Consider the following 25,225-nt stretch of genomic DNA (forward strand, 5'->3'; position numbering starts at 1 on the left):
TACGGCCGCCCCTGAGGAGAAACATCAGTTGATTACAAGGTCAGATTGCCCCGCTCCTCCTCGGTCAGGCGGGCCCTGGCCTGCTCGCTCAACGTCCCGGCACCCAGCACCTGCACCGGGCTGTCGGGGTTGTAGCTCGGCGTGCCGCGGCTGGCACCGTCGCGCGAAGGTTCCAGGCGTTCCTGGCCGAAGCTCAGGACCTGCACGCTGAACACCGACGGTTGGTTCTGCCGCGCGCTGGCCTGCTGCTGGCGTGCAACGTTGTCGGCAGCCTGGACCGCCGAGGTGGCCGCGGCGCTGGCCGAGGTGATCGCCCCGGTATTGACCGAGGCCACCACCGGCACGCCCGAAGACTTGCCCTGCACCTGGATATTCGCCGCGTTCACCACCTGCAAGGCGGCGATGTTGACGTTGCCCGAGACGCGGATCCCCGCCTCCCCCGCATCGATGGTGCCCAGTGGCGCGATCAGGTCGATATCCCCCGGCAGGACCTCGGGAATCGGGTTCAACGTGGCGATACCGGCCCCGGTGCTCGGCACCGCCGGCGACAGGCTCACGTTGCCCCAGGAGTCATAGACCCGCTTGGGCGGCGTATAGACCACGGTGGTCTTGGAACCGCGACCGGCGTTGATGTCGCCGGCGGCCGACCAGGCGGTGATCGAACCGCCGAAGGTGGTCATGACCCGGCTCTGGCCCAGCAGGATGTTGTTCTGGGCAAACAACTGGATGTCGCCCTGGCCCTGGGTGATGATCCCCGCCGTGGACGGCGGTGCGGCGCCTTCGATACCGAACACCAGGCCGCCACCGGGGGCAAGCATCTGGATATCGCCGCCGAAGTTGGTGTGTACGCCCGATGGACCATAGAGGGTGATCGCGCCCTGGTAGAGGATCGGGTTGCCGGCGACGTCCTTCTCCGGGAACAGCGCGGCAATCGCATCTCGACCGCGCAGGTAGCTGCCCTGGCGGATACCACCGACCAGGTTGTATTCGCGGCCGGCGGCCTTGAGTTCGGCGAAGTAGACGCTGCGGGCGAAGATGTCCTGCTGCTGGGGCGGTAGCGCGGCGTAATAGGCTCGTGCTTCGTCGACGCTGCCGGTAAAGCCATAACGCTCGCCGAGCCAGGCCACCAGTTCGGTGTCGTAGGTCTTGGCCACCTTGCCCGGCTGGCTGGCCAGCGGCGTTCCGGCCTGGGCCTGATTCGACGGGTCCAGGTAGGGGGCGATAAAGGCCTGGTAGTCAGGACCGTTGGGGCCGACGCCGGCCTGCATGACGATGCTGGCGCCCGGGCGGGAGTCGCCAGGTACCACGGCGCCGAGGCTGGTGATGCTGGTCTTGTCCGCCATCAGGACATTGCGCCCCGCACTGACCACCAGGGTGCCGGGACCGGCGACATTGAAGTTGCTGTAGAGGATGTCGCGACCGGCCGAGACCAGGGAGATATCGGTGGGGTTGTTTTGGACGAAGAGGTTGCCTACGGTCAGGTAGTCGCCATTGGAAGGCTGTTGTGCTTCCCCAGCAGGGGAACTGCCACTGCTGACAATATCTCGCCCAGCCTGCATCCAGACCGGCCCTCCCCCTTCATACCAAGTCTGACCGTTACGAGAGTCGAATGCATAGGTATAGGTCACGGTACGACCACTTCTTACCCCGATCAGGTCTCCGCTCAGCGCATAGAAGCGTGCAGGTTCGGCATCCGCGTTCCACTGTCCAGAAGCGCTATCGGGACCGAACGCGAACAAAGGCCCGACGCTGCCGAAGAAGAGCCGGTTGCCATCCGCCGATAGATTGCTACTGCCAGCAATTGGAAGACCGCTTGACGATTGTGCAACAAATGCAGGCCGTTCAGGCGTGGCCGTTGCGTCCGGGTTTGCGCTGGATTGGCTGATCGTCAGATTACCGCCATAGATCGAATTGGCGGCCAGAAGCTGCAACTGCCCTTTGTTCGAGGGCGCCAGGGTTAGTGCGGCGGCAACGGTAGCAGCAGAGTTGCTGTTGGCCGCATCACCGTAATAAATACTGCCGTTCGCGGCAATGGTATTCAGGATAGAAGGATAGACCACGGCATTGTCGGAGGCCGCCCCTGCGAACACTGGCGTCAGGTTGCCGCCCGCTGAGAACAGGTTGATGGCCGTGTGGTCGGTCCACAGCGAGAACCAGCTCAGGCCATTGCCATGGCTGCCATCGCTGGCCAGGTAAGGCGACGCATTCAGCGCAACGACGCGCCCTGGGTCGCTCACCGTTTGTACGACCAGATCGCCCAACGTCGACAGGTCAAAGGTTGCATCTCCCGGTACCAACGTCAGGCCCCCGCCTGCAAGGCTTCGCGTTGAAGTGAAGGCTGTGTAGCCACGGGTTTCTCCCGGCGCCTGCTGTCTGTCGTTACTGCCATACAAGAGTGTCAATGCGCCAACAGTGGTGCTGTCCAATACGACGTGACCACGCAAGTTGGTAATTACCCCGTTCTGATCATCGGTGGCCTGATTGTTGATGGCGGCGCTCGCTGCCGGGTTCAGATCCCCCCCCACCCGCAAGGTCAGGTTGCCGCCCCCGGTCACCTGCACGCTGCCGTCTGCCGCGACCCGTCCGGTGCTGCCTACAGCCAAAACCAGCCCCTGAGTACGTGGATTGACACTGCTGGCGCCGATGGCATTACCAGCCAAGCTTTCCAATACCCCCGCATTGCCGGTGACCTGCACGTTCAGGTTGCCACCGCCAAGGGTACCGAACCCGGTGAAGCCGAGCATCTGATCGGCACCGGAGGTCATCGATGCGGCATAGGTTCCGAAATTGATCCACCAGGCCGTTGGTTGCGGCGAGGTTCCCGTGTTGACCGTGCCGCTGCCCTGGCGCCAAAGCCAGTCGGCGATATTGGCCGAATCATGGTCAGTGTCGCCGTTGGGTTTATTTATCCCGTTACTAGTGGGCAAGACAATATTCCCGCTCAAATCACCGCCGACCTTGAGCGTAAGGTTGCCTCCGGCCTCGGGATACCAGGCACGATATACACTGTCGGTGCCGCCATTGACCAAGCTCTCACTGCCACCGAACAAGGCATTGAGCACGGTTGTTCCTCCTGCAACCAAGGCCCGTGGTTGATTATAAGGATCATTGGCCGAGGTCGCGGTGGAAGACGTACCGGCCGTGTAGACGCCAAACAACGAATCCATGCTCAGATTGCCGCCGGACACCAGTTCAAGATCAGCGGCCCCTGTACGGATGACACTGAAGCGCGAGCTACTGGCCTGGACGGTGTAGGCTGAGCCCGGAATTGTCGTGCAAACTCCGGCATAGTCAGTACAGAACGTTGGACCTGTGTCATTGAAATTAATGGGTTGACCAGCATGGCTGAGGTCACCCCAAAAAAGAATAGACCCGTCTGCTGTGTAGACAATTGCCCCAACGCCATACATCCCATAGTGACTGTCGGCAAGGTGTATATCGCCATGGGCAGGGCTGACCTGTACAACGCGATTGTCCGCCGCCGAGGTATCCGCGCCTGCCACCAAGCGCAATGACCATGACTGTGACCCTTCGGCGAGCATCGGAGCAACCCCCCAGAGCTCGCCTTGACGTCCACCGACTTCAGGGCGCAGTTGCACCGAACCCACGCCGCCCGGCAGCAGCACATTGGTCCCTGAAGGAATCAGTGCGCCGCGGGCCAGGGCCAGATCACCATTGAGTGTGAGCACATTGGTTGATGACTGGGAACTGCCGGCGATGCTCGGCAACGCCACGCCCTTCGGCCAACTGAATGCACGCAGGGCGGTATCGGCGCTTAGTAGCGTGCCGGCATCCAGTTGTGTGCCGGCCGGCAGGTTTTGTGCCTGGGTCAACAGCGTACCGGCGGCGAACAACAGGTTGCCGTTGCTGTCGCGTACAGCGGCAGCCAGCACGGTGCCGGCGGGCAGCGACAATGGCTGGTCCAGGGTCACGCTGACGGGCAAACGCGTGCCCGACACCAGGGTCACGGCCCTGAGCGGTACATCGTAGTTCAGCGTCGAGCCCGCCGGGAAACGGGTACCGTCGGCCAGGGTCACGCCCGCCCCGGGCACCACGATATTGCCACCCGAGAAGTCGATCCCGGACAACAGCAACCAGCCTGTGTCGTCATCGGTCTTCGGGGGCGGCGCAAAGCCGTCGGTGATACTGCCGTAGATATTAAGGTCACCGCCGGCGCGCAAGGCCAGCTTGCCCACTTCGCCAGAGCCGTACACCCCGGTTTTCTGGGTGAAAGGGTTGAGGCTGGCGTAACGATAACCCGACAGGTCGATATCACCCTGGACCACCAGGTCGCCACCCGGCGTGGCACTGACAATCTCTACTGCAGGGCGCAGGTGCAGAACATCACCATAAGTGGCGTTATACAAACCCGCTAGTTTGTTCTGCAGCAGATTGTTGTTAAGCAGCGCCGCATCGACAAACGCGCTGTTTTGCCGGTCGATGCCATCCAGGTAAGACTGGGTGATCACCTGGTAAGGTCGGCCGCTGGCCGCAGGGTCGGTTCCCAGCGGCGCATCGCTATACTGCCAGGTGCCATTGACCGCGATGGAGCGCGCCCCGCGAATCGCCAGGTTACCGCTGGCATCGATGGCGATATCGCCGGCCGAGACCCCGCCCAGGCGCGGTGCATCGAGCTCCAGGGTGCCGCGTGCCCGGCCATCGTTCTGGCCCGGCCCGCTGCCCAACGCCACGCCAGTGCCGGCCCTTAGGTCGATGGTGGCGCCACTGGCCAGAGTCAACAGTCCCTGGCCGGAATTCAGCTCGACCATGGCGCGATTCGGCGAATCGATGATCTTGCCTTGGCTGTCGACTTGCAAACCGCTGCCGTGGGCATCCAGAACTGCGTTACCGGCCAGAGTCAGACCCTGGCTGGCCGACAGGTTGATACTGCCCACCTGAACGCCACTGGCATCGACCTTGCCGTTGACCAGCAGGCTGCCGTTATCCAGCGAAATCACAATGGCATTGGCCTTGAGGTCATTGCCGATGGTCAGGTTGCCCTGCTTGATCTGGAAGGTACGGGCGCCATAGACCTGCCCGGCGTTCAGGCGTTGGTTGAGGGCGGCGAATGAAGCGTCTTCAGCGCCATTTGCCCCCAGACGCTGCGCCTGGATATTGGCAAAACCGCCCAGGTAAGGCAGATAGGTACCTCCGGCATCGTAGAAGCCGCTGCTGCTGCCAAGGATGCTGCCCTGCAGGTCGACCAGTCCTTCCGCCGGGGCCACGGCCTGTGCGGTGAATTGACCGGCACGGTTGTTGTGCGCCGACAAGTCGATACGCGAACCTGCGGCCTGGTAGATATTGCCGGTGATGCTTTTGAGGGTGACATCGCCGCCCCAGCTGTATTGGGTCACATCATTGAATTTGATCGCACGGCCGGCCATATCGATCTGCGCGCCATCACCCAGCGTCAGGTCTTGCGTAGCGGTCAGGTTCAATTGACCGCTGGACAACACCACCGCTGTGTCGAGGAGCAAGCTGTTGGCGTTCAACGAGAGTTTTGCCCCCTGGCCGCCAGTGCGGGTCTGGATGCCGGACATTGTTGTCACGTTGAGCGCGCCACCGACATTGATGGTGTTCACCGAACCGGCCTCCCCCGTCAGCAAGGGGGTGGAGATATTCAGATTGCCACCGCTGTAGGCAAAGCCCGAGCCCGCCTGATAAGCACCCTGGCCCTGGTACACCGACAGACTGCCCTTGTGGTTGGCGGTCACCTGTTGGCTGGCACTGATATCGACTTGGGAAAAGCCAAGAAGCAGCCGGTCCAGGCTGGCGACCGAATTGGGTTGTGCGTACGGACCATAGCCGAACTCCAGGGTTTCGGTCTGCAGATTCAAGTGTCCGCTGCCTGTGCCAGCACCGCCGGCGACCACATTGCCGGCCGGGTTGGCCGCACCATTCCAGATCAGATCAGCCGTGTGGATGGTCGCTACATCAGCCGTACCGCCGGCGCCATAAATGGCCGGGGTACTGAGGATCAGATTGTTGAGCAGCGATTTGCCGGTCAGCGCGTCATAAGTGTCGAGAGTTGCGCTGCCATACATATTCAAACCGTCATGAGCAGCCAGTTCAAGGGTTTCCAGGGCCGGAGCGCCGTATTGGGTATCGCCCTTGAGCAAGCGTGTCAGCACGCTCTGGTTCAAGCTCAGGCCGGCCGGCAACAGGTTGCGGCTGGCGGCATCGGCCAGGGCCTGGTCGCTGCCCAGGTTGATGGCGCTCAGGGCCAGGGTCAGATGGCGTGTGCCATAACGCACGTTATCGGCAAGCACGAAATCATTGCCCGTGCCCACGACGATAGAGCCCGAGGAATACAACTCGGTCTGGCCCGTGCAAGGTGTCGAGTTGCAGACACCGACATGGATGCCTGCGGCACCTGCCGATGAAGGTGCCAGAACCTGAAGCAAGCCATTGGAAACCCCGAGGAAGTTGTAGCGCGCGGTGCTATTCGCCGGAGTCGTCAGATCGTAGATATAACCCTGGGTGGCATCGTACGCCGTGGGGCCCATGCTGAGTGTGTTGATCGAGGCGCCCTGCTCGACCGTGATCGCACCACCGCTGGACACCAACAACACCTCTGGAGCAGCCAGTTTCACGCCGCTACGCAACACCACGCTGCTGCTGAGGTTGGAGCCCAAGCCGATATAATTTCCTCCCTGTCCATAGGCGATCGTCGGCATGCCCCCAATCATCAGGCTCGCGGCACCCAAGGCATTCAGACTACGATCATCTACCGTGACACCGACAAAGGCTGTCGGAGCAAGTGTTCCTGCTGATACCACCTCAATTGCGCCTCCCGAACTGATCACCCCGACCGTCCCGGCATGGCCGCCTTCGGCGGCACCGAAGCGCCCGATACCGTCGAACGAAAAGGCGCTGCCAGTCGCACCTTGCACCAGGTTCAGTTGCAGGCTTTTCGCATCTGCTTCGATCATCGGGCGCGGTACGCCCAATCTGGCGGCATCGGCGATAGCAAACTGGTCGTAGCTGGTTTCGTTATATTGCGAATAGGTGCGCAATACATTCGCCGATGTCAGGATGACCTGGCTGGCAACGCTGTTGCGAATGCCAGTATTGGCGATCGACAGTTGCCCGGCAGTGCTCCAGGAACCGCTGCGCATGGCCTGTGCACCAGCCCCCGTGCCAACACCCGCCAGACCGTTCAATTCAACCCTGAAAGCGCCGGGCAGCAGTGCATAGGTGGAAGGCAACAGCGTATAGGTACCCGGCGCCAACCCCGGTACCCCGGCGCCAATGGTGATTTGCTGGCCGAGCACCGGATCCTGCGCGCCGGACTTGCCCGCCGACGGCGCATACACCTGCTGCACGCCAGGCACGATGGCATACACCGGGTTGGTCGCCAGGCCCGGCAAGACGAAGGTGCCGTTGGGGTTGACTTGCACCAGCGGGTTGTAGCGCGCGTCGGTGGAGCCGCCACGGCCGGAAACGAATCCGGCGCCAAGCAGGTCGCCACCACCGGAGAGGTCCAAAGTGGCACCGGCCGAAACCACGACCGATTGGCCGCCCATGACCACGCCGATCCCGCTGCCACCACTCAAGCCAGTCTGCCCATACAAGGTGACGTTCTGACCGTTGTACAGATAAGTCTGCCCGTCCGAGGTGCCGCCGTAAGGCATGATCAGGCCGTTGCCGCTGACGGAAGTGAGACTGCCGGGCAGCAACTCCACGCGTTTGGTGCTGCCATCGCCGAGTTGAATCAGCCCCAGCGGCGCGCGCACCACACCGCCTTGCTCAATATCGGGGGCAAGCAGGGTCAGGCTGCCAAACGCCGAATACGGCATTTCAGAAATAGACTGGGTGGTACGACCGATGGTCAGGAGGCGCGTCCCCAGAGTATCCCCTGCCCCTGCAATCACCCTCGCGATGCTGCCCGTGTCGGGATACAACTGCGCGGCGTTCAAATGCAGATCGCCAGCCGTGATCAGTTGCGTCGATGGAGTCGCGGTCCCTGTTGGTATACCCGCCAAAAAGCGCAAGTCACCCTGGCTTGTAAGATTCACCTGATCGAAACCGCGTCGCTCGACCTGCTGCACCACTGGGGCCCGGTCATCGCGGCTCTTGACAAAGGAGCCTTTGGAACCGAACACCACATTGTTGCGCAGGTCGATCACCGCCCCCTCGGCAGAAAAATCAGCTTGGCTCGGTAATAACGAACTGGAAAAACCTCCTGTGGATACGGGGGATGTATCGTATGAGAGGATTGGAGGCTGGACCCCAGCGAGCAGCAGGGAAGGCGCGGCAACATGGACGTGAATATTGTCCGACACATTTTCCGGCAACGTGAATGCACCAGCATAGAGTTGCAGGCTCTGGCCCAAGCGAAGGTCCAGATTACCGTTGAAGGACAGGAAACCCTGACTGTAGAGGGAGAGATTATCGAATCCACCCGTCTGGACCTGATCGGCGGCCAGTTGCCCGTGGCCGTAGACCAGCGCATTGAGGTCTGGAGCGAGGCCGGAGTCGGCGGTTTGCCCCAGTACCAGTTCTCGAACCTGCAACACGCGCTCGGTCGCTATCGGGACTGTGCCGCCAGTGAGCGAGTAAAGCGGCGTCTGCAATACCACCGACAGACTGCCGCCCGCCGCCCCCTGGCCGCCGGCACGGGCGGTGAAACTGCCCAACAGATAGAGGCCATTGTTGGACCCCAGGGAAATGCTGCCGCCATTACTGGCCACCAGCGTGCGGCCCTGACCGGCGATATCCAGGTTGGCCTGGGTGCCCGAGGCATCCAGGCGTGCACCTTTGCTCACCACGATAAAAAGATCGGCCGCCGTGGCGGTGCCGGCCGCCGCATTGATTGCACCGCCGCCGATGACAATGGAGCCGCCGCCGGACACCTGGCCGTAGACTTGCCCACGCATGTCCACCGCGGTGGCCGCCCTTGCCGCGACATCGATCAGCGCCTCATCGCCGAGTAGGATAGAGCGACTATTACCTGTGCCATTTACATCCTGCGAAGGGTCCACGGCACCGACTTCATTGAGGCTGACTTTCCCGCCCCAGGCATTCAGAGTGCCGTTCACGGTCAACTGGCCAATACTACCCAGGCTGATGGCCTGACCTGGATCGACAGTGATGACCGCGCCGCTACCCACGGTCAGTACAGTGGTCACCCGCTGTGCATCCGTGGGGTTGAGCGTACCGGCCTTCAGGCTCAAGCCGGCGCCGCGCCGTTGAGTCAGCACGCCCTTGAGCGGATCCTGTTGATAGAGGTCAGGTGTCCAGACTTGCAGCGCCTGCGCCGGGTCGCTACCGGAAGCGAGGGTGGTGGCATTGTCGCCCAGGCGATAAACCGGTTGGCTCACGTCCACCTGGGTACCGTCGGCGACGGTCAGCCCCTCGTTACCCGTGATGTCGTAGGCCGAGAAACCTTGCTTGAAGAAGTCACCGTCCAATTCGACCGCACCGCTTACCGGTGTTGTCGGCGTACCGATCACCACCTGGCTGCTTTGCAGGGTCAAGGTGCCGCCGCCGTTGACACCCACGGCACGAATATCGCCGCCCAGGCTCAGCACACCGCCCACGCCGAAGCCCCCGGCATTGGCCGCCAGGATCAGGCTGCCCCCCTTGCCGCCGAGGAGCTTGCCATTGGCCTGCAACGCCGCGCCGGACGACACATCGATCAGGCTTCCGGCCTGCAGGCTCAGATTGCCGCTGCTGCGCAGGGAAACCAGGCCGCCGTTGACATAGGGCAGGCCCTGGTTGTCGGTCGAGTCCAGCAGCTGGTTGGTCCACAGACCCGCGGTGTTAAGCGTTACACCCGCGGCCACGGTGGTACTGGCCACTGAACTGCCGGGGGCTGCGATCAACGTGTCTTGCAGCTTGAACGACTGATTGGGGTCGATCTGATTCAACACGTTGCCCAATTGCAGCGTACCGCCACGGGCCGTCAGGTCGGCATTCACCGTGACTTGCGGGCCATACAGGGTGATGGTGCCGCCATTGGTGACACTCAGGTTGTTATCGACCTCGATCTGTTGTTTGGCGGCGACCTTGATTGCGCCCAGTTGGAAACCGTTGAGCTGGTTGGTGTCCAGCACCAGCGTGCCCTGCCGGCTTATCGGGACCACTGAACTGAGGTCCACGCCCGCAGCGATGGCAGTCGGGTTGGCCGCGAAGCTGACCCGATTCAGGCTGGCGCCGAGGTTGTAATTGACCACCCCCGCGATCGGGTCGTAGATCGGTGTGTAGGTGCCGGCGATCAATTGCGCGCGGCGAGCCACCGCCGTCTGCGATTGCTGATAACCATCGAGGGTCGGATTGGCGGCCTGGTTCTGCTGCGGCCCGCGATACACCTCGCCGATCACCTGACCTTCAAGTACCGCGCTGCTGGTCGAGACCACCAGGTTGCCGGCGTCGCGACCCACGGTGTAACCCAGCTCGTAACGCTGGCGTGGAGCGATCAACGGATTGTAGTAATAATCCGTCTGCCCCCAGCGCACGCTCGTCTCGGCGAAACCCTTGTAGACCCCGGTGTAGAGCAGGTCGCCCGGGGCGCTGGACAACTCATACAGACGCCCGTCGGAGCCCGTCAGCCAGGTCTGCTTGATATAGCCACTCTGCACATCCAGGGTGCCACCGGACAGATTGATCTGGGCGCCCTTCTGGGTGACCACATCCTTGCCGGTGAAGGTCAGGGTACCGCCCTGGGCCATCCACTCACCGACGCCATGCCCTTGCGTGCCCAGGTAACCGCTGACTTCCAGCAGGCCACCGGCGGTATACCAGCGCGCCGTAGGGTAGCCGTCGGTGCCGGCCGGTACATAGACCAGATCACGCACATCGACCCAGACATCGCTGCTGCTCAGCTTGCCTGCATCACGGTTGCCAGAAGCGTCACGCAGTTCGTTGCCCTGCACGTTGACCTTGATCGAGTTGGCCTCCATGAACACCTTGACTCCGACCGCACCGGATACATCGATGATCGAGCCGTCGCGCACCAGGCTGCGTTGCCCTGCGCTGACCGCAACCTGTCCGCCGGTGGCGAGGGTCAGCGAACCGTTCTGGAAATCCACGGTACCGCCGCTGACGATCTCCACCCGAGACTGCTCGATGCGGTCGACCACGCTGCTCAGGTTATCGAACTTGCCGGTGATCAGGTTGCTCGGGCTACCGTTGAGTGCGGCCAGTGCGGCGGCGCGCTGGCTGTCCAGGCCGGTCGTGCTGGCATCGAGCAGGATAGCGGTGGTGCTGCCCGTGCCCAGGGTGATGCTGCCGGTACTGTCGCCCGCCGAGTTGAGCAAGTGCACCGTGCCACGGGTATTGGTCGAGGTGCTGCTGGCGATCACGCCGTTTTGCAGCACCTGGTGGCCGGTCAAGGTGATATCGCCGGTGGACGCAGTGATCAAACCGCTGTTGATCACCGTCCCGGAACGGCTGCCGCTGTTCAGGGTGCTGACCACCTCGTTTCCACGGGTGGTCGAACGCGGGTTGCCGGCAGTGGATAGCCCTTGGCGAATATAGAAGTTGTCGCCCGCCGCCAGGGTGACCTGGCCGTTCGGGGTAACCAGGCTGCCGTCGTTGAGCACCTCGCTGCCCAGCAGCAAGGCATAACCGCCCGAGTCGGTGGATGTCGCGGGATTCAAGGTCTGGACCTGCGCCCCGCGCTCTACCTGGATCTGCCCCACGGCATCGGTAAAGGTCGGTTGTGTGCCGGTGCTGTCGACATACAACCCCTTGCTGAACTGGGAGTCGCTGATGTTTGCGGCGGCGGCCACCAGGTTACGCACGTTGACCTGGCTGGTACCGCTGAAGATTACCCCGTTGCGGTTGACCAGCATGACCGTGCCATTGCCCTGGATCTGGCCCTGGATCTGGCTCGGTCGGGCCTGGGGGTCATTGATCCGGTTGAGCACGGCCCAGTTCGACTGCTGGGAGAAATCGACGGTGGTATTGCGCCCGACGTTGAAGGTTTCCCAGTTGAGAATGGCCTTGTCGGCAGTCTGGGTGATGGTCACGGTGGTCTTGCCATCGGCCTGGGTCTGCACCGGCGCCTTGGCATTGAGCCAGCCCTGGGTCAGTCCGGTATCGACCTTCAGGCCGCCCTCCCCCAGGCCGTCCGGCACCGTTGGCAGCCGAGCCAAGGCAGCTTGGCGCCCGGCCGCCTGCGCGGCCTGTTGTGCGGCAATCGCCGCAACGCTGTTATTGAAGTTGGCCAGCGATTGTTGCAACTGCTGATTGGCCTGCTGCTGTTGCGCCAGCGGCGGCGGCATGCCCGGCAACTGCACACCCGGCTGGCCAGCGTTTGCCGCCTGGGCGGCGCCCTTGTCGGCAAACCAACTGGCACTGAATGCAGTCTGCGCCTGGGCACTGCCGGCCACCAGCAACAGGGCAATCGCCTGGGCCACGGGCTTGAGCGCCAATATCGACGGTTCGCCATGGCGCGCTTGAGCATTAAGTCTTGCCGGAGGTTTGCAGCGGAGCATCACTACCCTTCCTTAGTCTGTTGCACAGTGGGCTGCCACACCAGCCTGTCGCAGGCCGGTGTCGCTTATATGACTAAGGCGGATACCGGGGATCAGGACCGAACCTTTGTCATGGAATATTCATCTGGGCGATATCGAGTTGTAGGCATATGCAAAAAATCAGCAACGGCTTGCACCGTTGCTGACCGGGTATTGCGCTACGTTGACGCGAGGGTTACAGCGGACGGCCGATAGCGTTGCAGACGCTGGTGTTACCTACGTACTGAGGGCTGGTGGAGGTCAGGAAACTGCCACGCAAGGCCAGCTTGAAACCCGACGACAGCGGAACGAAACGGTTGGCCGTTACAGCTGCATCGTTGGCACTGGTACCAGCGCCATATTGCTGAGTCAGGAACGAACGCACCAGACCAGTCTGGGTTGGATCGGCATAGCACTGGCTGAAGATCATGTTGGTGAAGCCGATGATCGGGTAGCCGGTCGTTGGGAAAGCAAAAACGCTTGGATCGCTAGGGTTGGTCGTTGCAGCGAAAATCGGTGCCCAAGCGTTAGGATCGGCACGGTTGGCCGCTGGAGGTGGAGTGACACCGGAGACGGCGGTACCGACGTTGGCGAGGTTGGGGGCAACGCTGTTGATGGTGGCGATTTTGGTCGCATCGTCCAGACCGGCCGTGGTGGTCACTGCAACGTCTGGGCTCATGTAAGTAATGGCGCCATCGGTGCTGTTTACCAGGGACATGACAGCCGGGCTGCCCTTGGCGGTGATGACGGTTGGAGGGTTGACGCCTTTGGCGGCGGTGTGGCTGCCAGCAAAGGTCGTGGTGATTGCGAAAGAACCATCAAGCGGATTGGTGCACTTGGCGTTCAGGTAACGGGTGAACAGTTCAGTGGTACCACTGCTGTCACTGCGATAGGCCACGGTGATGGTGCCGGTACGACCAGAACCTGTAACGTTGCTCCAGTCCGCCAGACGACCAGAGAAAATACCGCACAGTTGGTCAGTGGTCAGGTTCAGGTTGCCACCGGCCTTGTTGAATGGAATCGTCACCGCAGTCGCCATTGCAGGCACCTGAATCAGTGGGCCCCAGGCCGCGCCGTGGTTGGTATTGTAAGTGGAGATATCGGTAGTCGCGAGTTTCGAGTCGCTACCAGCCCAGTGCACGTTGGTGGTGGCGGGCAGGCCGAACTGGGTTGCATCGTTGTTCAGAAACGCGAGTTTACCCGCGCCGCTACCAACACCGATGTAAGCGGCAAAACCGGAAGGCAGAACACCGGAAGTGTTGTAGAACGGAGCCGCGAGAGTACCGCCACCGCCGTTGACAGCGGCCATGGCCGCTTGTGCGGAGCACAGGGCAGCGAGGGTCAGGGAAACCGCGAGAACATTGCGCTTAAACATGAAGAATCTCCTTTCGTCGTGTTCGTACGTTGAGTGACTTGCTCGTTCTTGACGCCATGGCGCTCGAGGCGTCGCCTTAGTTCCAGACGACTTGAGGGGTGAGGCCATGAATGAGAACTTCTCAAGTTCCGGTGACAGATAAAGGAAAAAACCTCGGGTGAATCTTATTGATTTTTAAATAAATTCTCGGGTGTTCGCGACGCTTTCACCACGTAATACCGGCACTTTTACGGGAGTGGCAAAGAGCCTTGCGCTGGAGGCGGCGAGACACGGGGCCGGGTCGCCGGGATATGACAGAACGAGGAACCCGAGTTCTTCGAACTCACTGCACGGGGGCGCGGCGATTCTGTATGACGAGGTCCATGTTAAGGTGCGCGAATACTTGAAAACAGAGCGCGCCAATGCCCCATCTCGCCCGAACCCATCCACGCTTGACCCTCTCCGCCCTCCTCGGCCTGGCCGTCGGCGCACTGGCTCCGGTCAGTCCGGTACTGACCAAGATCCTGATCGGCTGGAATGCCGGCGTCTGGGCCTATCTGGCCATGATGCTGTGGCTGACCGTGCGCTCCCGACCCGAAGACGTGCAACGCTTCGTCGAACGCGAAGACGAAAATGCCGGGACAGTCTTGCTGATGGTATCGATTGCCGCGATTGCCAGCCTGGCGGCGATCACCGTCGAACTGGCGGGCAGCAAGGACCTGGAGATGCACACGCGCCTGCTGCATTACGGCTTTACCGGGCTGACGGTGATGGGCTCGTGGCTGCTGATCGGGGTGATTTTCAGCGTGCACTACGCGCGGCAGTTTTATCTGGGCGAACCTGAAGAATCGCCCCTGCGCTTTGCCGATGGCGAGAAACATCCGGACTATTGGGACTTCCTGTACTTCTCTTTCACCATCAGCGTAGCGGTACAGACTTCGGACGTGGGCGTAGCCACCAAGGCATTGCGCAAGGTGGTGCTGGCGCAATCGTTGATCGGCTTTCTGTTCAATACGGCGATTCTGGGGTTTTCGATCAATATTGCGGCGGGGTTGTTTGGCTGAGCCAGAACACACCGTCCTGTAGGAGCTGGGCTTGCCCGCGAAGCTTTTAGCGTCCTTGAGAACGCCTTCGCGGGCAAGCCCTGCTCCTACAGGGGTTGCGTATGCCTTTAGAAAACGGGGCGTTACTCGGTCGCGAGTACACCACGGCGAACCTGGTCTCGCTCGATCGACTCGAACAGCGCCTTGAAGTTGCCCTCGCCGAAACCATCGTCGCCTTTACGCTGGATGAATTCGAAGAACACCGGCCCCATCAGGGTTTCCGAGAAGATCTGCAGCAGCAGGCGCTTGTCGCCTTCCTGGGAAGAACCGTCCAGCAGGATCCCGCGCGATTTCAGTTCGTCGACCGGTTCGCCATGGTTCGGCAGACGGCCTTCGAGCATCTCATAGTAAGTCTCCGGCGGCGCGGTCATGAAGCGCATGCCGATCTTCTTCAACTGATCCCAGGTCTTGACCAGGTCGTCGGTGAGGAAGGCCACGTGCTGGATGCCCTCGCCGTTGAACTGCATCAGGAACTCTTCGATCTGGCCCGCGCCCTTGGACGATTCTTCGTTCAACGGGATGCGGATCATGCCGTCCGGCGCGGTCATGGCCTTGGAGGTCAGGCCGGTGTATTCGCCCTTGATATCGAAGTAACGGATCTCGCGGAAGTTGAACAGCTTCTCGTAGAAGTTCGCCCAGTAGGCCATGCGCCCGCGATAGACGTTGTGGGTCAGGTGGTCGATGATCTTCAGGCCCGCGCCCGGAGGATTGCGGTCGACGCCATCAAGGTAGACGAAGTCGATGTCATAGATCGAGCTGCCTTCGCCGTAACGGTCGATCAGGTACAGCGGCGCGCCGCCGATGCCCTTGATCGCCGGCAGGTTCAGCTCCATCGGGCCGGTGGCGATATGGATCGGCTGGGCACCCAGCTCCAGGGCACGAGCATAGGCCTGCTGGGCGTTTTTCACGCGGAAAGCCATGCCACATACCGAAGGACCATGCTCGGCGGCAAAGTACGACGCCACGCTGTGGGGTTCGTTGTTGAGGATCAGGTTGATCGCGCCCTGGCGATACAGGTGCACGTTCTTGGAGCGGTGGGTCGCGACCTTGCTGAAGCCCATGATCTCGAAGATCGGCTCCAGGGTGTTCGGGGTCGGCGATGCGAATTCAATGAACTCGAAGCCCATCAGGCCCATCGGGTTTTCGAAGATATCGGTCATGGTGACGCCTCATCATTTTTATCAAGTAACGGTCAGTTAGTTGCTATCAATGCGGACGTCGGCGGGTGGCGCACAGGAAATGCCCCGCACACTGCGGGCCAGGAAATCGCCGTAGATCAGTTGGAACCCAAATATCTTCATGTCGACCCAGTCTCTCAGGGCGAGGCTTCTGCTGCCAGAAGACGTTATTCTTATATGCGTAACCAGATTCTACATGGCGTAACCCGGTTTGTCCGTATCCCTTTTTTATTTCGACCCGGGCAGCCGCAAAGCCGGTCGGTTGCACAGGTAGATGCCGCCCAGGATCAACCCGCCGCCCAGGCACATGATCAGCGTCAACTGCTCGCCCAGCAATAGCGCGCCACAGATCACCGCGGTCAACGGATTGAGGCCGATAAACACGCCAGCACGCGTTGCACCGATATGCTGGATGCCATCGTAATACCAGATATAGGCCAGCGCCGAACCTAGGCCGCCGAGGTAGACCAGGCTCATCATCTGTTGTGGATTCAAGGTTTCGATGAGCGCAAGACTCGCCTCCCCGCGCAGCCAGGTGGCCAGCCAGAGCATGGCCGTACCAAGCCAGATCGAATAGGTCACGGTGGTCAGCGGGCCCAGCACCCGGGTCAGGTTACGGGAGAACAGCGAGTAGACCGCCCAGGACAGCACGCAGCCGAAGATCAGCAGGTCACCGATCCAGGTCTGGGCCGCGCCATCGAACAGGCTGCGGTTGCCGCTGATAATCACCAGCCCCGCACCACACATGCAGACCAGGATGCCGAGCACCTTCGCTACGTTCAGCCGCTCCTTGAAGAACAGCCATGAAGCCAGCCCGAATACCGCCGGATTCAGCACGACGATCAATGACGCCCGCGAAGCATTGATGTAGTGCAGACCATAAAAGAAGCAGAGGTTGTAGAGAAAAATGCCGAAAAATCCCAGCAGCGCCAATTGAGCCAATTGTTTCCTGTCCGGCAGCACCAGCGTAATACGCGTCGCCACGATAAACACCAGCAGGATCACACTGGCCAGGAGAAAGCGCAGGCTGGCCAGCAACAACGGCGCGATATCGCTGGACAGGAAGCGCCCGGCGACAAAGGTCCCGCCCCAGATCATCGAGACTCCGGCAAGCTTGAAGTAGACCCGCAGGTCGCTGCCTGCGGCGAAGGTGGACACCTGTGTGTGCATGGTTTCTCCTGCTGATCGATTACGAGGGTTGTCAAACTGGCTGCATTATTTTATTTATGTCGACTCATCGTAAAATGAGTAAAAGCTCATGACCCTGACCCAGCTGGAAGTGTTTTCCCAGGTCGCCGAACTGCGCGGCTTTACCAGTGCGGCCCTGCGCCTGGGGATCAGCCAGTCGGCGGTTTCCCATGCCCTCAAGGGGCTTGAGCAGGAGTTGGGTGTCGAGTTGCTGCGTCGGCACCAGGGCCAGGTGGAACTGACGGATATCGGCGCACAGTTGCTGCAACGGGCCCGGGCCATGCTGGGCCTGGCGGACACCTTGCGCCAGGAGGCCGCCGATGCCCGAGGCATGAAACGCGGGACCCTGCGTATCGGCTCGTTCGGGCCCACTTCCTCGACCAAGCTGCTGCCGACGCTGCTGGCCCGCTACCGGCAGGCACATCCGGGTATCCAGGTGCAGGTCGACGAAGGTCCTGATCGACAGGTACTGCAATGGCTGGAAGAGCGGCGGATCGACGTGGGTTTCGTGGTGCTGCCGCAGGAGCGCTTCGACACCTTTGCCCTGGTGGAAGACCAGATGGTCGCCCTGCTCCCCGTCGGCCACCCGTTGTGCGAGCAGCCGGCCATTGAACTCAAGGCGCTGTGCCAGGATCCGTTCATTCTCACCGGAGCCGGTTCCGGGGAGTTGGTGTCCCAGCTGTTCGCGGCCCAGCGACTGGTTCCGGACATTCGCTACCGTACCGCGCAACTGCTCAGCACCCTGGCGACCGTTGCCCGTGGTGAAGGCGTGACCGTGGTGGCCGAACAATCCCTGCCGGAACACCCGGCCCCCGGTTACGTCAGCCGGCCGTTGTCGCCGCCGGTCATACGCCAGATCGGGATCGCCGTGCTCGACCGACGCCAGGTCTCACCGGCAACCCAGGCTTTTATCGACCTGGCCAGTCGATTCGAATATAGATAGCCTGTGGGAGCGGTGCTTGTCTGCGAAGCTTTTGGCGCTCTTACGGACGCCATCGCCGGCAAGCCAGCTCCCACAAGGTAGGTACTCAAGATTAAGTAAGTGAGCAGCATTACTCTTCCAGGCGCCCTTGCCCCTACAGGTTCCCTTCAATGCCATTGACCGCCAAAGGTTCTCGCTCCTGGATCGCCCGTTACGCCTTGAGCCTGCTGATCGGCCTGCTGCCGATTCTCTCCGGGATCGCCATCCTGCATTGGCAAGCCGGTCGGACCTTGAGCCAGAACGCCGGGAAAACCGCCGGCGAGGCCCTGAAACAGTTCGACCTGATGCTCGACAATGCCGCCGAGTCGGCCAATGTCATCCTGCCCCTGGCCGGCCAGCCCTGCGACGACGTCAAGCTGGCCCTGCGCGAACAGGTCACCCGGCGGCCCTTTGTCCGGGCCGCGAACCTGGCCTGGAACAACAACCTGTATTGCACTTCCTTGTTCGGGCCTTATCAGGAAGCGGTCGACCCGGCGGACTATGTCGACGGCACGCTCTGGTTGATGAACGGTAATCCGGTCACCCCCAAGTCCTCACTGCTGGTCTACCGCCTGCAGGACGGCAAAGGCGCTGCCATGGTCAGTATCGACGGTTATCACCTGGCCAATATCCTGCGCCTGATCGGGCGTGAGGCCGGCTTGTGCCTGCAGGTCGGCAATGTCTGGATCTCCGGCCAGGGCCAGGTACGCGAGGGTGAAGCCCCCGGGTTTGCCGTCGGTCAGGCGAGCTTGTCCTCCAGTCGCTTCCCCTTCAGCGTCAGTTCAGGCTTCCCGGCGGGAGAAGCCTGGCGTTACGTCGGCAAGGAATACCCGGCCCTGATGGTCTTGCTGCTGGTATTTGGAGTGCTGGCCGCGGCCACGACGCGCTGGTTGCAAAATCGCTCCAACGCACCGACCCACGAGCTGCGGCGAGCCCTCGAAGCCCGCGAATTCATTCCTTATTTCCAGCCGGTGGTGCGCAGCGATAGCCGCCAATGGGCCGGGGCGGAAGTGCTGATGCGCTGGCAGCATCCCCGTGAGGGGTTGGTGCGCCCGGACCTGTTCATTCCCCTGGCCGAAGACTCCGGCCTGATCGTACCGATGACCCGTTCATTGCTGCAACAGACCGCCACCCTCCTCGCCCCGCACGCGGCGGCCTTTGAACCCGGCTTTCACGTCGGCGTGAATATCACCGCCCGACATTGCCAGGATCTCGCACTGCTGGACGACTGCCGTGACTTTCTTGCCGCCTTTGCTCCGGGCCGGGTGCGCCTGGTATTGGAATTGACGGAACGGGAACTGATCGAACCCAGCGACGTTGCCCGGCAATTGTTCGCCCAGTTGCGTGAGATGGGCGTGATGATTGCCATTGACGACTTCGGCACCGGGCATTCAAGCCTCAGTTATTTGCGCCAGTTCAATGTCGACTACCTGAAAATCGACCAGAGCTTCGTCGCCATGATCGGCGCCGACGCGTTGTCCGGGCATATCCTGGAGAGCATTATCGAATTGAGCGCCAAGCTCGAACTGGGCATCGTTGCCGAAGGTGTCGAAACGCCACTACAACGCGACTACCTGAGCGCCCGAGGCGTCGAGTTTCTCCAGGGCTACTTGTTTGGTAAACCATTGCCGGCGGAAGACTTTCTTAACAATTTCAAACGACAGATCAGCGTGCAAGAGGATAAAGTCGCGCTGTCAGAATAAGTCACTGACACTTGTCTATCGGTATTTCTTCAACGTCTAACCCTCGTTATTTACTCTTGGCCTGATAACTACTACACTTTTTCATGCCTGCAGTAAATTGATAGGAAGCCCCCAGGCTTATAAGTAACTTTCCGCACTGCCACACCCAGGTGCATACGCGTGACGAAAGCCGTTGCAAGCATTGGCTTGTCGTTTTGTTTTAGGTGGTTGGCAGCCGAATACAACTCGTGGAGATAAACATCTTGTCCAAACTCGCCGTATTTCGTGCCGCAGAACAGGCCCTTAAAGAACAACTCGCCCAGCTGGAAGCCCTGAAGAATGACGCCGGACTCAAAAAGGAGATCGAGTTCGAGGAAAAACTCAAGGGCCTGATGAAAACCTACGACAAGAGCCTGCGCGACATCGTCGCGATCCTCGACCCGAACCCAAGCAGAACCGGCGCCGCGGCGCCCAAACAGCGGCGCGCCCGCGTGGTCAAGGTTTACCAGAACCCGCATACTGGCGAACTGATCGAGACCAAGGGCGGCAATCACCGTGGCCTGAAAGCCTGGAAAGAACAATACGGGGCAGCGACCGTTGATTCCTGGCTGCGCGGCTGACTTCACGCTTGAACGCGAAAGCCCTGCCCAGGCAGGGCTTTTCCTTGCAGCCCAAAAATCATACCGACCGGTATCATGATGGCGACAATCGGCGTCTGTCGGGGACAACTCTTTCAGGCAAGAGTTCCTACTCGGCGACAAACGTCGGAAATGCAGCACTCAAAAACGACACCGCGCCCGTTATTCACCGACCCCAAGCGTTCCGACTGTTCTTAATTGCATGTAAAAAATCTCTCACAGCCAGCGGAGGGAATGCGCTACCTCTATTACGTCTGTCGGATGAAAAACAAGCCATTCACGTTCTTCACACATTTTTCACATCGATTCTTACAGGATGCAGACTGCTAAAGGATTAGCGCCCCATGCCCGCTTCGGCGGGCTTCTTTATGCCTCTTCGGCAAGTTTTATACACTTCGCTATAACTTCCCGACAAAATCGAAGTAGCCCGCTATTACCCGGCATATCTGTGCCCGAGTCTAAAATCCGTCCGTCCGAATTTGGCGCCCGCGCCCCGCTTCAGTATGATCCTGTCCCACAGGATCGGAATCGGCGAGTCTGCCTGCCGCGTCCATGATCGCCCGCTTTTTTTCACCTGCTTTGCGGAGAGCCCATGAGCCTGCAAGACCTGAACACCTTCCCCGGCGTTACCGCCCAAACCGACGCCGCCACCCAGGGCTTCGTGTTCAACCACACCATGCTGCGGGTCAAGGATGCCACCCGGTCCCTGGACTTCTACACCCGCGTGCTGGGCTTCTCCCTGGTGGAGAAACGTGATTTCCCGGAAGCCGAATTCAGCCTGTATTTCCTTGCCCTGGTGGACAAGGCGCAGATCCCGGCCGACGCTGCCGAACGGACCCAGTGGATGAAGTCGATTCCCGGCATCCTGGAACTGACCCACAACCACGGCACCGAAAGCGATCCTGATTTTGCCTACCACAACGGCAATACCGATCCACGGGGCTTCGGCCATATCTGCATTTCGGTGCCGGATATTCGTGCGGCCTGCGCGCGCTTCGAAGAATTGGGCGTCGAATTCCAGAAACGCCTGACCGACGGTCGCATGAAAAGCCTGGCCTTCGTCAAGGACCCGGACGCCTACTGGGTGGAAATCATCCAGCCGGCGCCGCTGCAAGACATCTGATAGCGCCCGGTCAAGAAAAAGCCCCATGAATCAAGGATTCATGGGGCTTTTTAATACGCTTCCATATCAAGCCGGAGCGGAGCTGCGGATCAGATGGTCAAAGGCGCTCAGGGAGGCCTTGGCACCCTCGCCCACCGCGATCACGATCTGCTTGTACGGCACCGTAGTTACGTCACCGGCCGCGAAAATGCCAGGCAACGAGGTTTCACCACGGGCATCGACGATGATCTCGCCGCGCGGCGACAGCTCGACACTGCCCTTGAGCCAGTCGGTGTTCGGCAACAGGCCGATCTGCACAAAAATGCCTTCCAGCTCGACGGTGTGGAACTCACCCGAATCACGGTCCTTGTAGACCAGGCCGGTGACCTTCTGCCCGTCGCCCTTGACTTCACTGGTCAGCGCGCTGGTCACAACGTTGACGTTCGGCAGGCTGTAGAGCTTGCGTTGCAGCACGGCATCGGCGCGCAGCTTGCTGTCGAACTCCAGCAGCGTTACATGGCTGACGATACCGGCCAGGTCGATGGCCGCCTCGACACCGGAGTTTCCGCCACCGATCACCGCGACACGCTTGCCCTTGAACAGCGGGCCGTCACAGTGCGGGCAGAAGCACACGCCCTTGGCCTTGTATTCCTGCTCGCCCGGCACCCCCATTTCTCGCCAGCGGGCGCCGGTGGCAAGGATCACGGTCTTCGCCTTGAGGCTGGCACCGCTTTCAAAACGCACCTCGTGTAGTTCACCGGCATTCTTCGCCGGCACCAGGGCACTGGCCCGTTGCAGGTTCATGATATCGACATCGTACTGGCGAACATGCTCTTCCAGGGCGCTGGCCAGTTTCGGCCCTTCGGTTTCCTGGACCGAGATAAAGTTCTCGATCGCCATGGTGTCCAGCACCTGGCCACCGAAACGCTCCGCCGCGACACCGGTACGAATACCTTTGCGCGCAGCGTAGATCGCCGCCGCGGCACCGGCCGGGCCACCGCCGACCACCAGGACATCAAAGGCGTCCTTGGCGCTGATTTTTTCCGCCTGTTTCTCGATGGCGCCGGTGTCGAGCTTGCCGAGGATTTCCTCGAGGCCCATGCGGCCCTGGCCGAAGTTCACACCGTTGAGGTAGACACTGGGTACAGCCATGATCTTGCGATCGTTGACTTCGTCCTGGAACAGCGCGCCGTCGATGGCGACGTGGCGGATGTTCGGGTTCAGCACCGCCATCAGGTTCAGCGCCTGGACCACGTCCGGGCAGTTCTGGCAGGACAGCGAGAAGTAAGTCTCGAAGTTGAACTCACCCTTGAGCGAGCGGATCTGTTCGATCACTTCGACACTGGCCTTCGAAGGGTGGCCGCCGACTTGCAGCAGGGCCAGCACCAGCGAAGTGAATTCGTGGCCCATGGGGATACCGGCGAAACGCAGGCTGATATCGGCTCCCGGGCGATTCAACGAGAACGATGGCTTGCGCGCATCAAGGCCGTTGTCCAACAAGGTGATCAGGGTGGAAAGGCTGGCGACTTCTTTGAGCAGTGCGAGCATTTCCTGAGATTTCGCGCCGTCATCAAGGGAGGCGACGATCTCGATCGGTTGCGTAACCCGTTCCAGGTACGACTTCAACTGGGCTTTAAGATTGGCGTCCAACATGCGGGCGATTTCCCTTTTTCAATACTGTAGAAATAACAACGCCCAGGTGATTACCACCCGGGCGTTATGGGGCGGTGCGGCTGACTTATGAAGTGCGGATGACCGCCCTTGAATGACTCACGGACTTAGATCTTGCCGACCAGGTCCAGAGACGGAGCCAGGGTGGCCTCGCCTTCTTTCCACTTGGCTGGGCAGACTTCGCCTGGGTGAGCGGCAACGTACTGAGCGGCCTTGATCTTGCGCAGCAGCTCGGAAGCGTCACGGCCGACACCGCCATCGTTGAGTTCAACGATTTTGATCTGGCCTTCCGGGTTGATCACGAAAGTACCGCGGTCGGCCAGGCCAGCTTCTTCGATCAGTACGTCGAAGTTGCGGGAGATGGTCAGGGTCGGGTCGCCGATCATGGTGTACTGGATTTTGCCGATGGCTGGCGAAGTGTTGTGCCAGGCAGCGTGGGCAAAGTGGGTGTCGGTCGACACGCTGTAGATTTCAACACCCAGTTTCTGGAACTCGGCGTAGTTGTCAGCCAGGTCTTCCAGTTCGGTTGGGCAAACGAAGGTGAAGTCAGCTGGGTAGAAGAACACGACCGACCACTTGCCTTTCAGGTCAGCGTCCGAGACTTCGACGAATGCGCCGTTTTTGAAAGCGGTTGCTTTGAACGGTTTAACTTGGCTGTTGATGATAGGCATCGTTGACTCTCCGTCAGGGGTTAAGAAGTTGATGGGAGAATCCTAGCCATTCTTTTGCGTTCTGGCTCATTGGCAAAGCTGATGCTCGCGATTGGTTTTCGCTATGAGCAGACACTATTAATAGAAGAAATCTTATGCTCCTTGATCCACCGGCTTTTCGACGATGAGCCCCATGCCCGGAAACGGGCTGGCCTCTATATAACGCATGGCCGATTTCATGTCCTTCCAACCGACATAACTCATCAGCGACTTCAGGTCCCAGCCGCTGCGGTGCGCCCAGGTGGCGAAGCCACGGCGCAAGGAATGGCTGGTGTAGTGCTCGGCGGCAATCCCGGCGCGCTCCAGGGCCTGGCGCAGCAAGGGGATGATGCTGTTGGCGTGCAAGCCCTCCTCGCCCAGGTGCCCCCAACGGTCAATGGCGCGAAACACCGGGCCGCGCACCAGCGCGGCGCTGTTGATCCAGTCGATATAGGCCTGCACCGGGCACAGGCGCTGCAAGGCCGGGGCCTGGTAGGTCTGGCCGAGGTTGTCGCGGTCGCTTTTGCTGCGCGGCAAATACAGCGTCATGCCGGAGCCTGCGACAGCTCGGACATGCTCGATTTCCAGGCGACAGAGCTCGTCGCTGCGAAAGCCCCGCCAGAAGCCCAGCAGGATCAGCGCCTTGTCCCGTCGGGCGCGCAGCAGCATCGGCCGATCATCGGCGGCCAGGGCCAGGGTCGCTTGCCCATCGAGATGGGCGACGACTTGCTCCAGATGCTGCAACTGCAGCGGTTCGGCCTGTTTCTCCCGCGCCGGGTGCAGGGCGCGAATGCCCTTGAACACCTTGCGTACCAGAGGCGCCTTGGTCGGATCGGCGAAACCCTGGCTGTTGTGCCATTGCGCCAGGGCTGACAGCCGCAACTTCAGCGTGTTGATCGACAGTACGCCGGCATGGGCCATCAGGTAGCGCACCACGCTGTCACTGGTGGCCGGCAGGAAACCGCCCCAACTCACTTCGAAATGTTCTATGGCGGCCTGATAGCTGCGACGGGTGTTGTCCCGCGTAGCCGCCTGCAGGTAGCGGTCCAGCTCGTTCATGACCTCGATTCCCGGCATTCGTACTGATTCCCCGGGCAAAATCGCGAAAGCGGCTTATCACGCGGGGTAATACCAGTATATCCCGTGTGAATAATTTCAAATATCGGCTTTTTGTTTTTATCTATATGCTATGTAAATA

Annotated in this window: 12 protein-coding genes; 5 read left to right on the forward strand and 7 right to left on the reverse strand. The window is 60.8% G+C overall.

Annotated elements, in window-relative coordinates; all coding sequences use genetic code 11:
• Positions 1 to 32: 32 nt before the first annotated feature.
• Both M5C71_RS02355 and M5C71_RS02360 read right to left on the reverse strand, forming a co-directional pair.
• Entirely contained in the window at positions 33 to 12,443 is a 12,411-nt protein-coding gene (locus M5C71_RS02355; RefSeq protein WP_248767110.1) for a filamentous haemagglutinin family protein, read from the reverse strand.
• A gap of 214 nt (positions 12,444 to 12,657) precedes the next feature.
• Entirely contained in the window at positions 12,658 to 13,836 is a 1,179-nt protein-coding gene (locus tag M5C71_RS02360) for a substrate-binding domain-containing protein (RefSeq protein WP_103495634.1), read from the reverse strand.
• 401 nt (positions 13,837 to 14,237) lie between these two features.
• Here M5C71_RS02360 and M5C71_RS02365 point away from each other — a divergent pair, with 401 nt between their 5' ends.
• Positions 14,238 to 14,879, forward strand: coding sequence for a DUF1345 domain-containing protein (locus tag M5C71_RS02365; protein ID WP_103495635.1), 642 nt, complete (start codon positions 14,238 to 14,240; stop codon positions 14,877 to 14,879).
• A 122-nt stretch (positions 14,880 to 15,001) separates the two neighbouring features.
• On the opposite strand, the gene hppD is transcribed toward M5C71_RS02365, so the two are convergent.
• Both hppD and M5C71_RS02375 read right to left on the reverse strand, forming a co-directional pair.
• Positions 15,002 to 16,078: a 4-hydroxyphenylpyruvate dioxygenase gene (hppD, locus tag M5C71_RS02370; protein WP_152738881.1), complete on the reverse strand. Its 1,077-nt coding sequence runs from the start codon at positions 16,076 to 16,078 to the stop codon at positions 15,002 to 15,004.
• A gap of 246 nt (positions 16,079 to 16,324) precedes the next feature.
• Complete coding sequence (locus tag M5C71_RS02375) at positions 16,325 to 17,266, reverse strand: EamA family transporter (protein ID WP_248767111.1); 942 nt, start codon at positions 17,264 to 17,266, stop codon at positions 16,325 to 16,327.
• Positions 17,267 to 17,354: 88 nt separating this feature from the next.
• Here M5C71_RS02375 and M5C71_RS02380 point away from each other — a divergent pair, with 88 nt between their 5' ends.
• The 4 genes from M5C71_RS02380 to gloA all read left to right on the forward strand — a co-directional run bounded on the left by M5C71_RS02380 (position 17,355) and on the right by gloA (position 21,688).
• Entirely contained in the window at positions 17,355 to 18,227 is an 873-nt protein-coding gene (locus tag M5C71_RS02380) for a LysR family transcriptional regulator (protein WP_152738877.1), read from the forward strand.
• Between the two features lie 149 nt (positions 18,228 to 18,376).
• Positions 18,377 to 19,948: an EAL domain-containing protein gene (locus tag M5C71_RS02385; RefSeq protein WP_248767112.1), complete on the forward strand. Its 1,572-nt coding sequence runs from the start codon at positions 18,377 to 18,379 to the stop codon at positions 19,946 to 19,948.
• Between the two features lie 242 nt (positions 19,949 to 20,190).
• On the forward strand, positions 20,191 to 20,547 hold the full coding sequence (locus tag M5C71_RS02390) for a histone-like nucleoid-structuring protein, MvaT/MvaU family (RefSeq protein WP_103495640.1): 357 nt from the start codon (positions 20,191 to 20,193) through the stop codon (positions 20,545 to 20,547).
• A 610-nt stretch (positions 20,548 to 21,157) separates the two neighbouring features.
• Positions 21,158 to 21,688, forward strand: a complete 531-nt coding sequence (gloA, locus tag M5C71_RS02395) for a lactoylglutathione lyase (protein WP_248767113.1) — start codon at positions 21,158 to 21,160, stop codon at positions 21,686 to 21,688.
• 66 nt (positions 21,689 to 21,754) lie between these two features.
• Here the strand turns inward: gloA and ahpF are convergent, their stop codons facing one another.
• The 3 genes from ahpF to M5C71_RS02410 all read right to left on the reverse strand — a co-directional run bounded on the left by ahpF (position 21,755) and on the right by M5C71_RS02410 (position 25,086).
• Positions 21,755 to 23,320: an alkyl hydroperoxide reductase subunit F gene (ahpF, locus tag M5C71_RS02400; protein ID WP_248746500.1), complete on the reverse strand. Its 1,566-nt coding sequence runs from the start codon at positions 23,318 to 23,320 to the stop codon at positions 21,755 to 21,757.
• A 125-nt stretch (positions 23,321 to 23,445) separates the two neighbouring features.
• On the reverse strand, positions 23,446 to 24,009 hold the full coding sequence (gene ahpC, locus M5C71_RS02405) for an alkyl hydroperoxide reductase subunit C (protein WP_100941167.1): 564 nt from the start codon (positions 24,007 to 24,009) through the stop codon (positions 23,446 to 23,448).
• 132 nt (positions 24,010 to 24,141) lie between these two features.
• A complete protein-coding gene (locus M5C71_RS02410) occupies positions 24,142 to 25,086 on the reverse strand; it encodes a site-specific integrase (protein ID WP_248767114.1) in 945 nt (314 codons plus the stop codon).
• Positions 25,087 to 25,225 lie beyond the last annotated feature (139 nt).

This window comes from Pseudomonas sp. MWU12-2345 (assembly GCF_023242385.1).
Taxonomy (GTDB): domain Bacteria; phylum Pseudomonadota; class Gammaproteobacteria; order Pseudomonadales; family Pseudomonadaceae; genus Aquipseudomonas; species Aquipseudomonas gingeri_D.

Bases quoted from the DNA above. Each gene is read 5' to 3' on its own strand.
- M5C71_RS02355 (WP_248767110.1), bottom strand. From the start codon at position 12,443: ATGCTCCGCTGCAAACCTCCGGCAAGACTTAATGCTCAAGCGCGCCAT.
- M5C71_RS02360 (WP_103495634.1), bottom strand. From the start codon at position 13,836: ATGTTTAAGCGCAATGTTCTCGCGGTTTCCCTGACCCTCGCTGCCCTG.
- M5C71_RS02365 (WP_103495635.1), top strand. From the start codon at position 14,238: ATGCCCCATCTCGCCCGAACCCATCCACGCTTGACCCTCTCCGCCCTC.
- hppD (WP_152738881.1), bottom strand. From the start codon at position 16,078: ATGACCGATATCTTCGAAAACCCGATGGGCCTGATGGGCTTCGAGTTC.
- M5C71_RS02375 (WP_248767111.1), bottom strand. From the start codon at position 17,266: ATGCACACACAGGTGTCCACCTTCGCCGCAGGCAGCGACCTGCGGGTC.
- M5C71_RS02380 (WP_152738877.1), top strand. From the start codon at position 17,355: ATGACCCTGACCCAGCTGGAAGTGTTTTCCCAGGTCGCCGAACTGCGC.
- M5C71_RS02385 (WP_248767112.1), top strand. From the start codon at position 18,377: ATGCCATTGACCGCCAAAGGTTCTCGCTCCTGGATCGCCCGTTACGCC.
- gloA (WP_248767113.1), top strand. From the start codon at position 21,158: ATGAGCCTGCAAGACCTGAACACCTTCCCCGGCGTTACCGCCCAAACC.
- ahpF (WP_248746500.1), bottom strand. From the start codon at position 23,320: ATGTTGGACGCCAATCTTAAAGCCCAGTTGAAGTCGTACCTGGAACGG.
- ahpC (WP_100941167.1), bottom strand. From the start codon at position 24,009: ATGCCTATCATCAACAGCCAAGTTAAACCGTTCAAAGCAACCGCTTTC.
- M5C71_RS02410 (WP_248767114.1), bottom strand. From the start codon at position 25,086: ATGAACGAGCTGGACCGCTACCTGCAGGCGGCTACGCGGGACAACACC.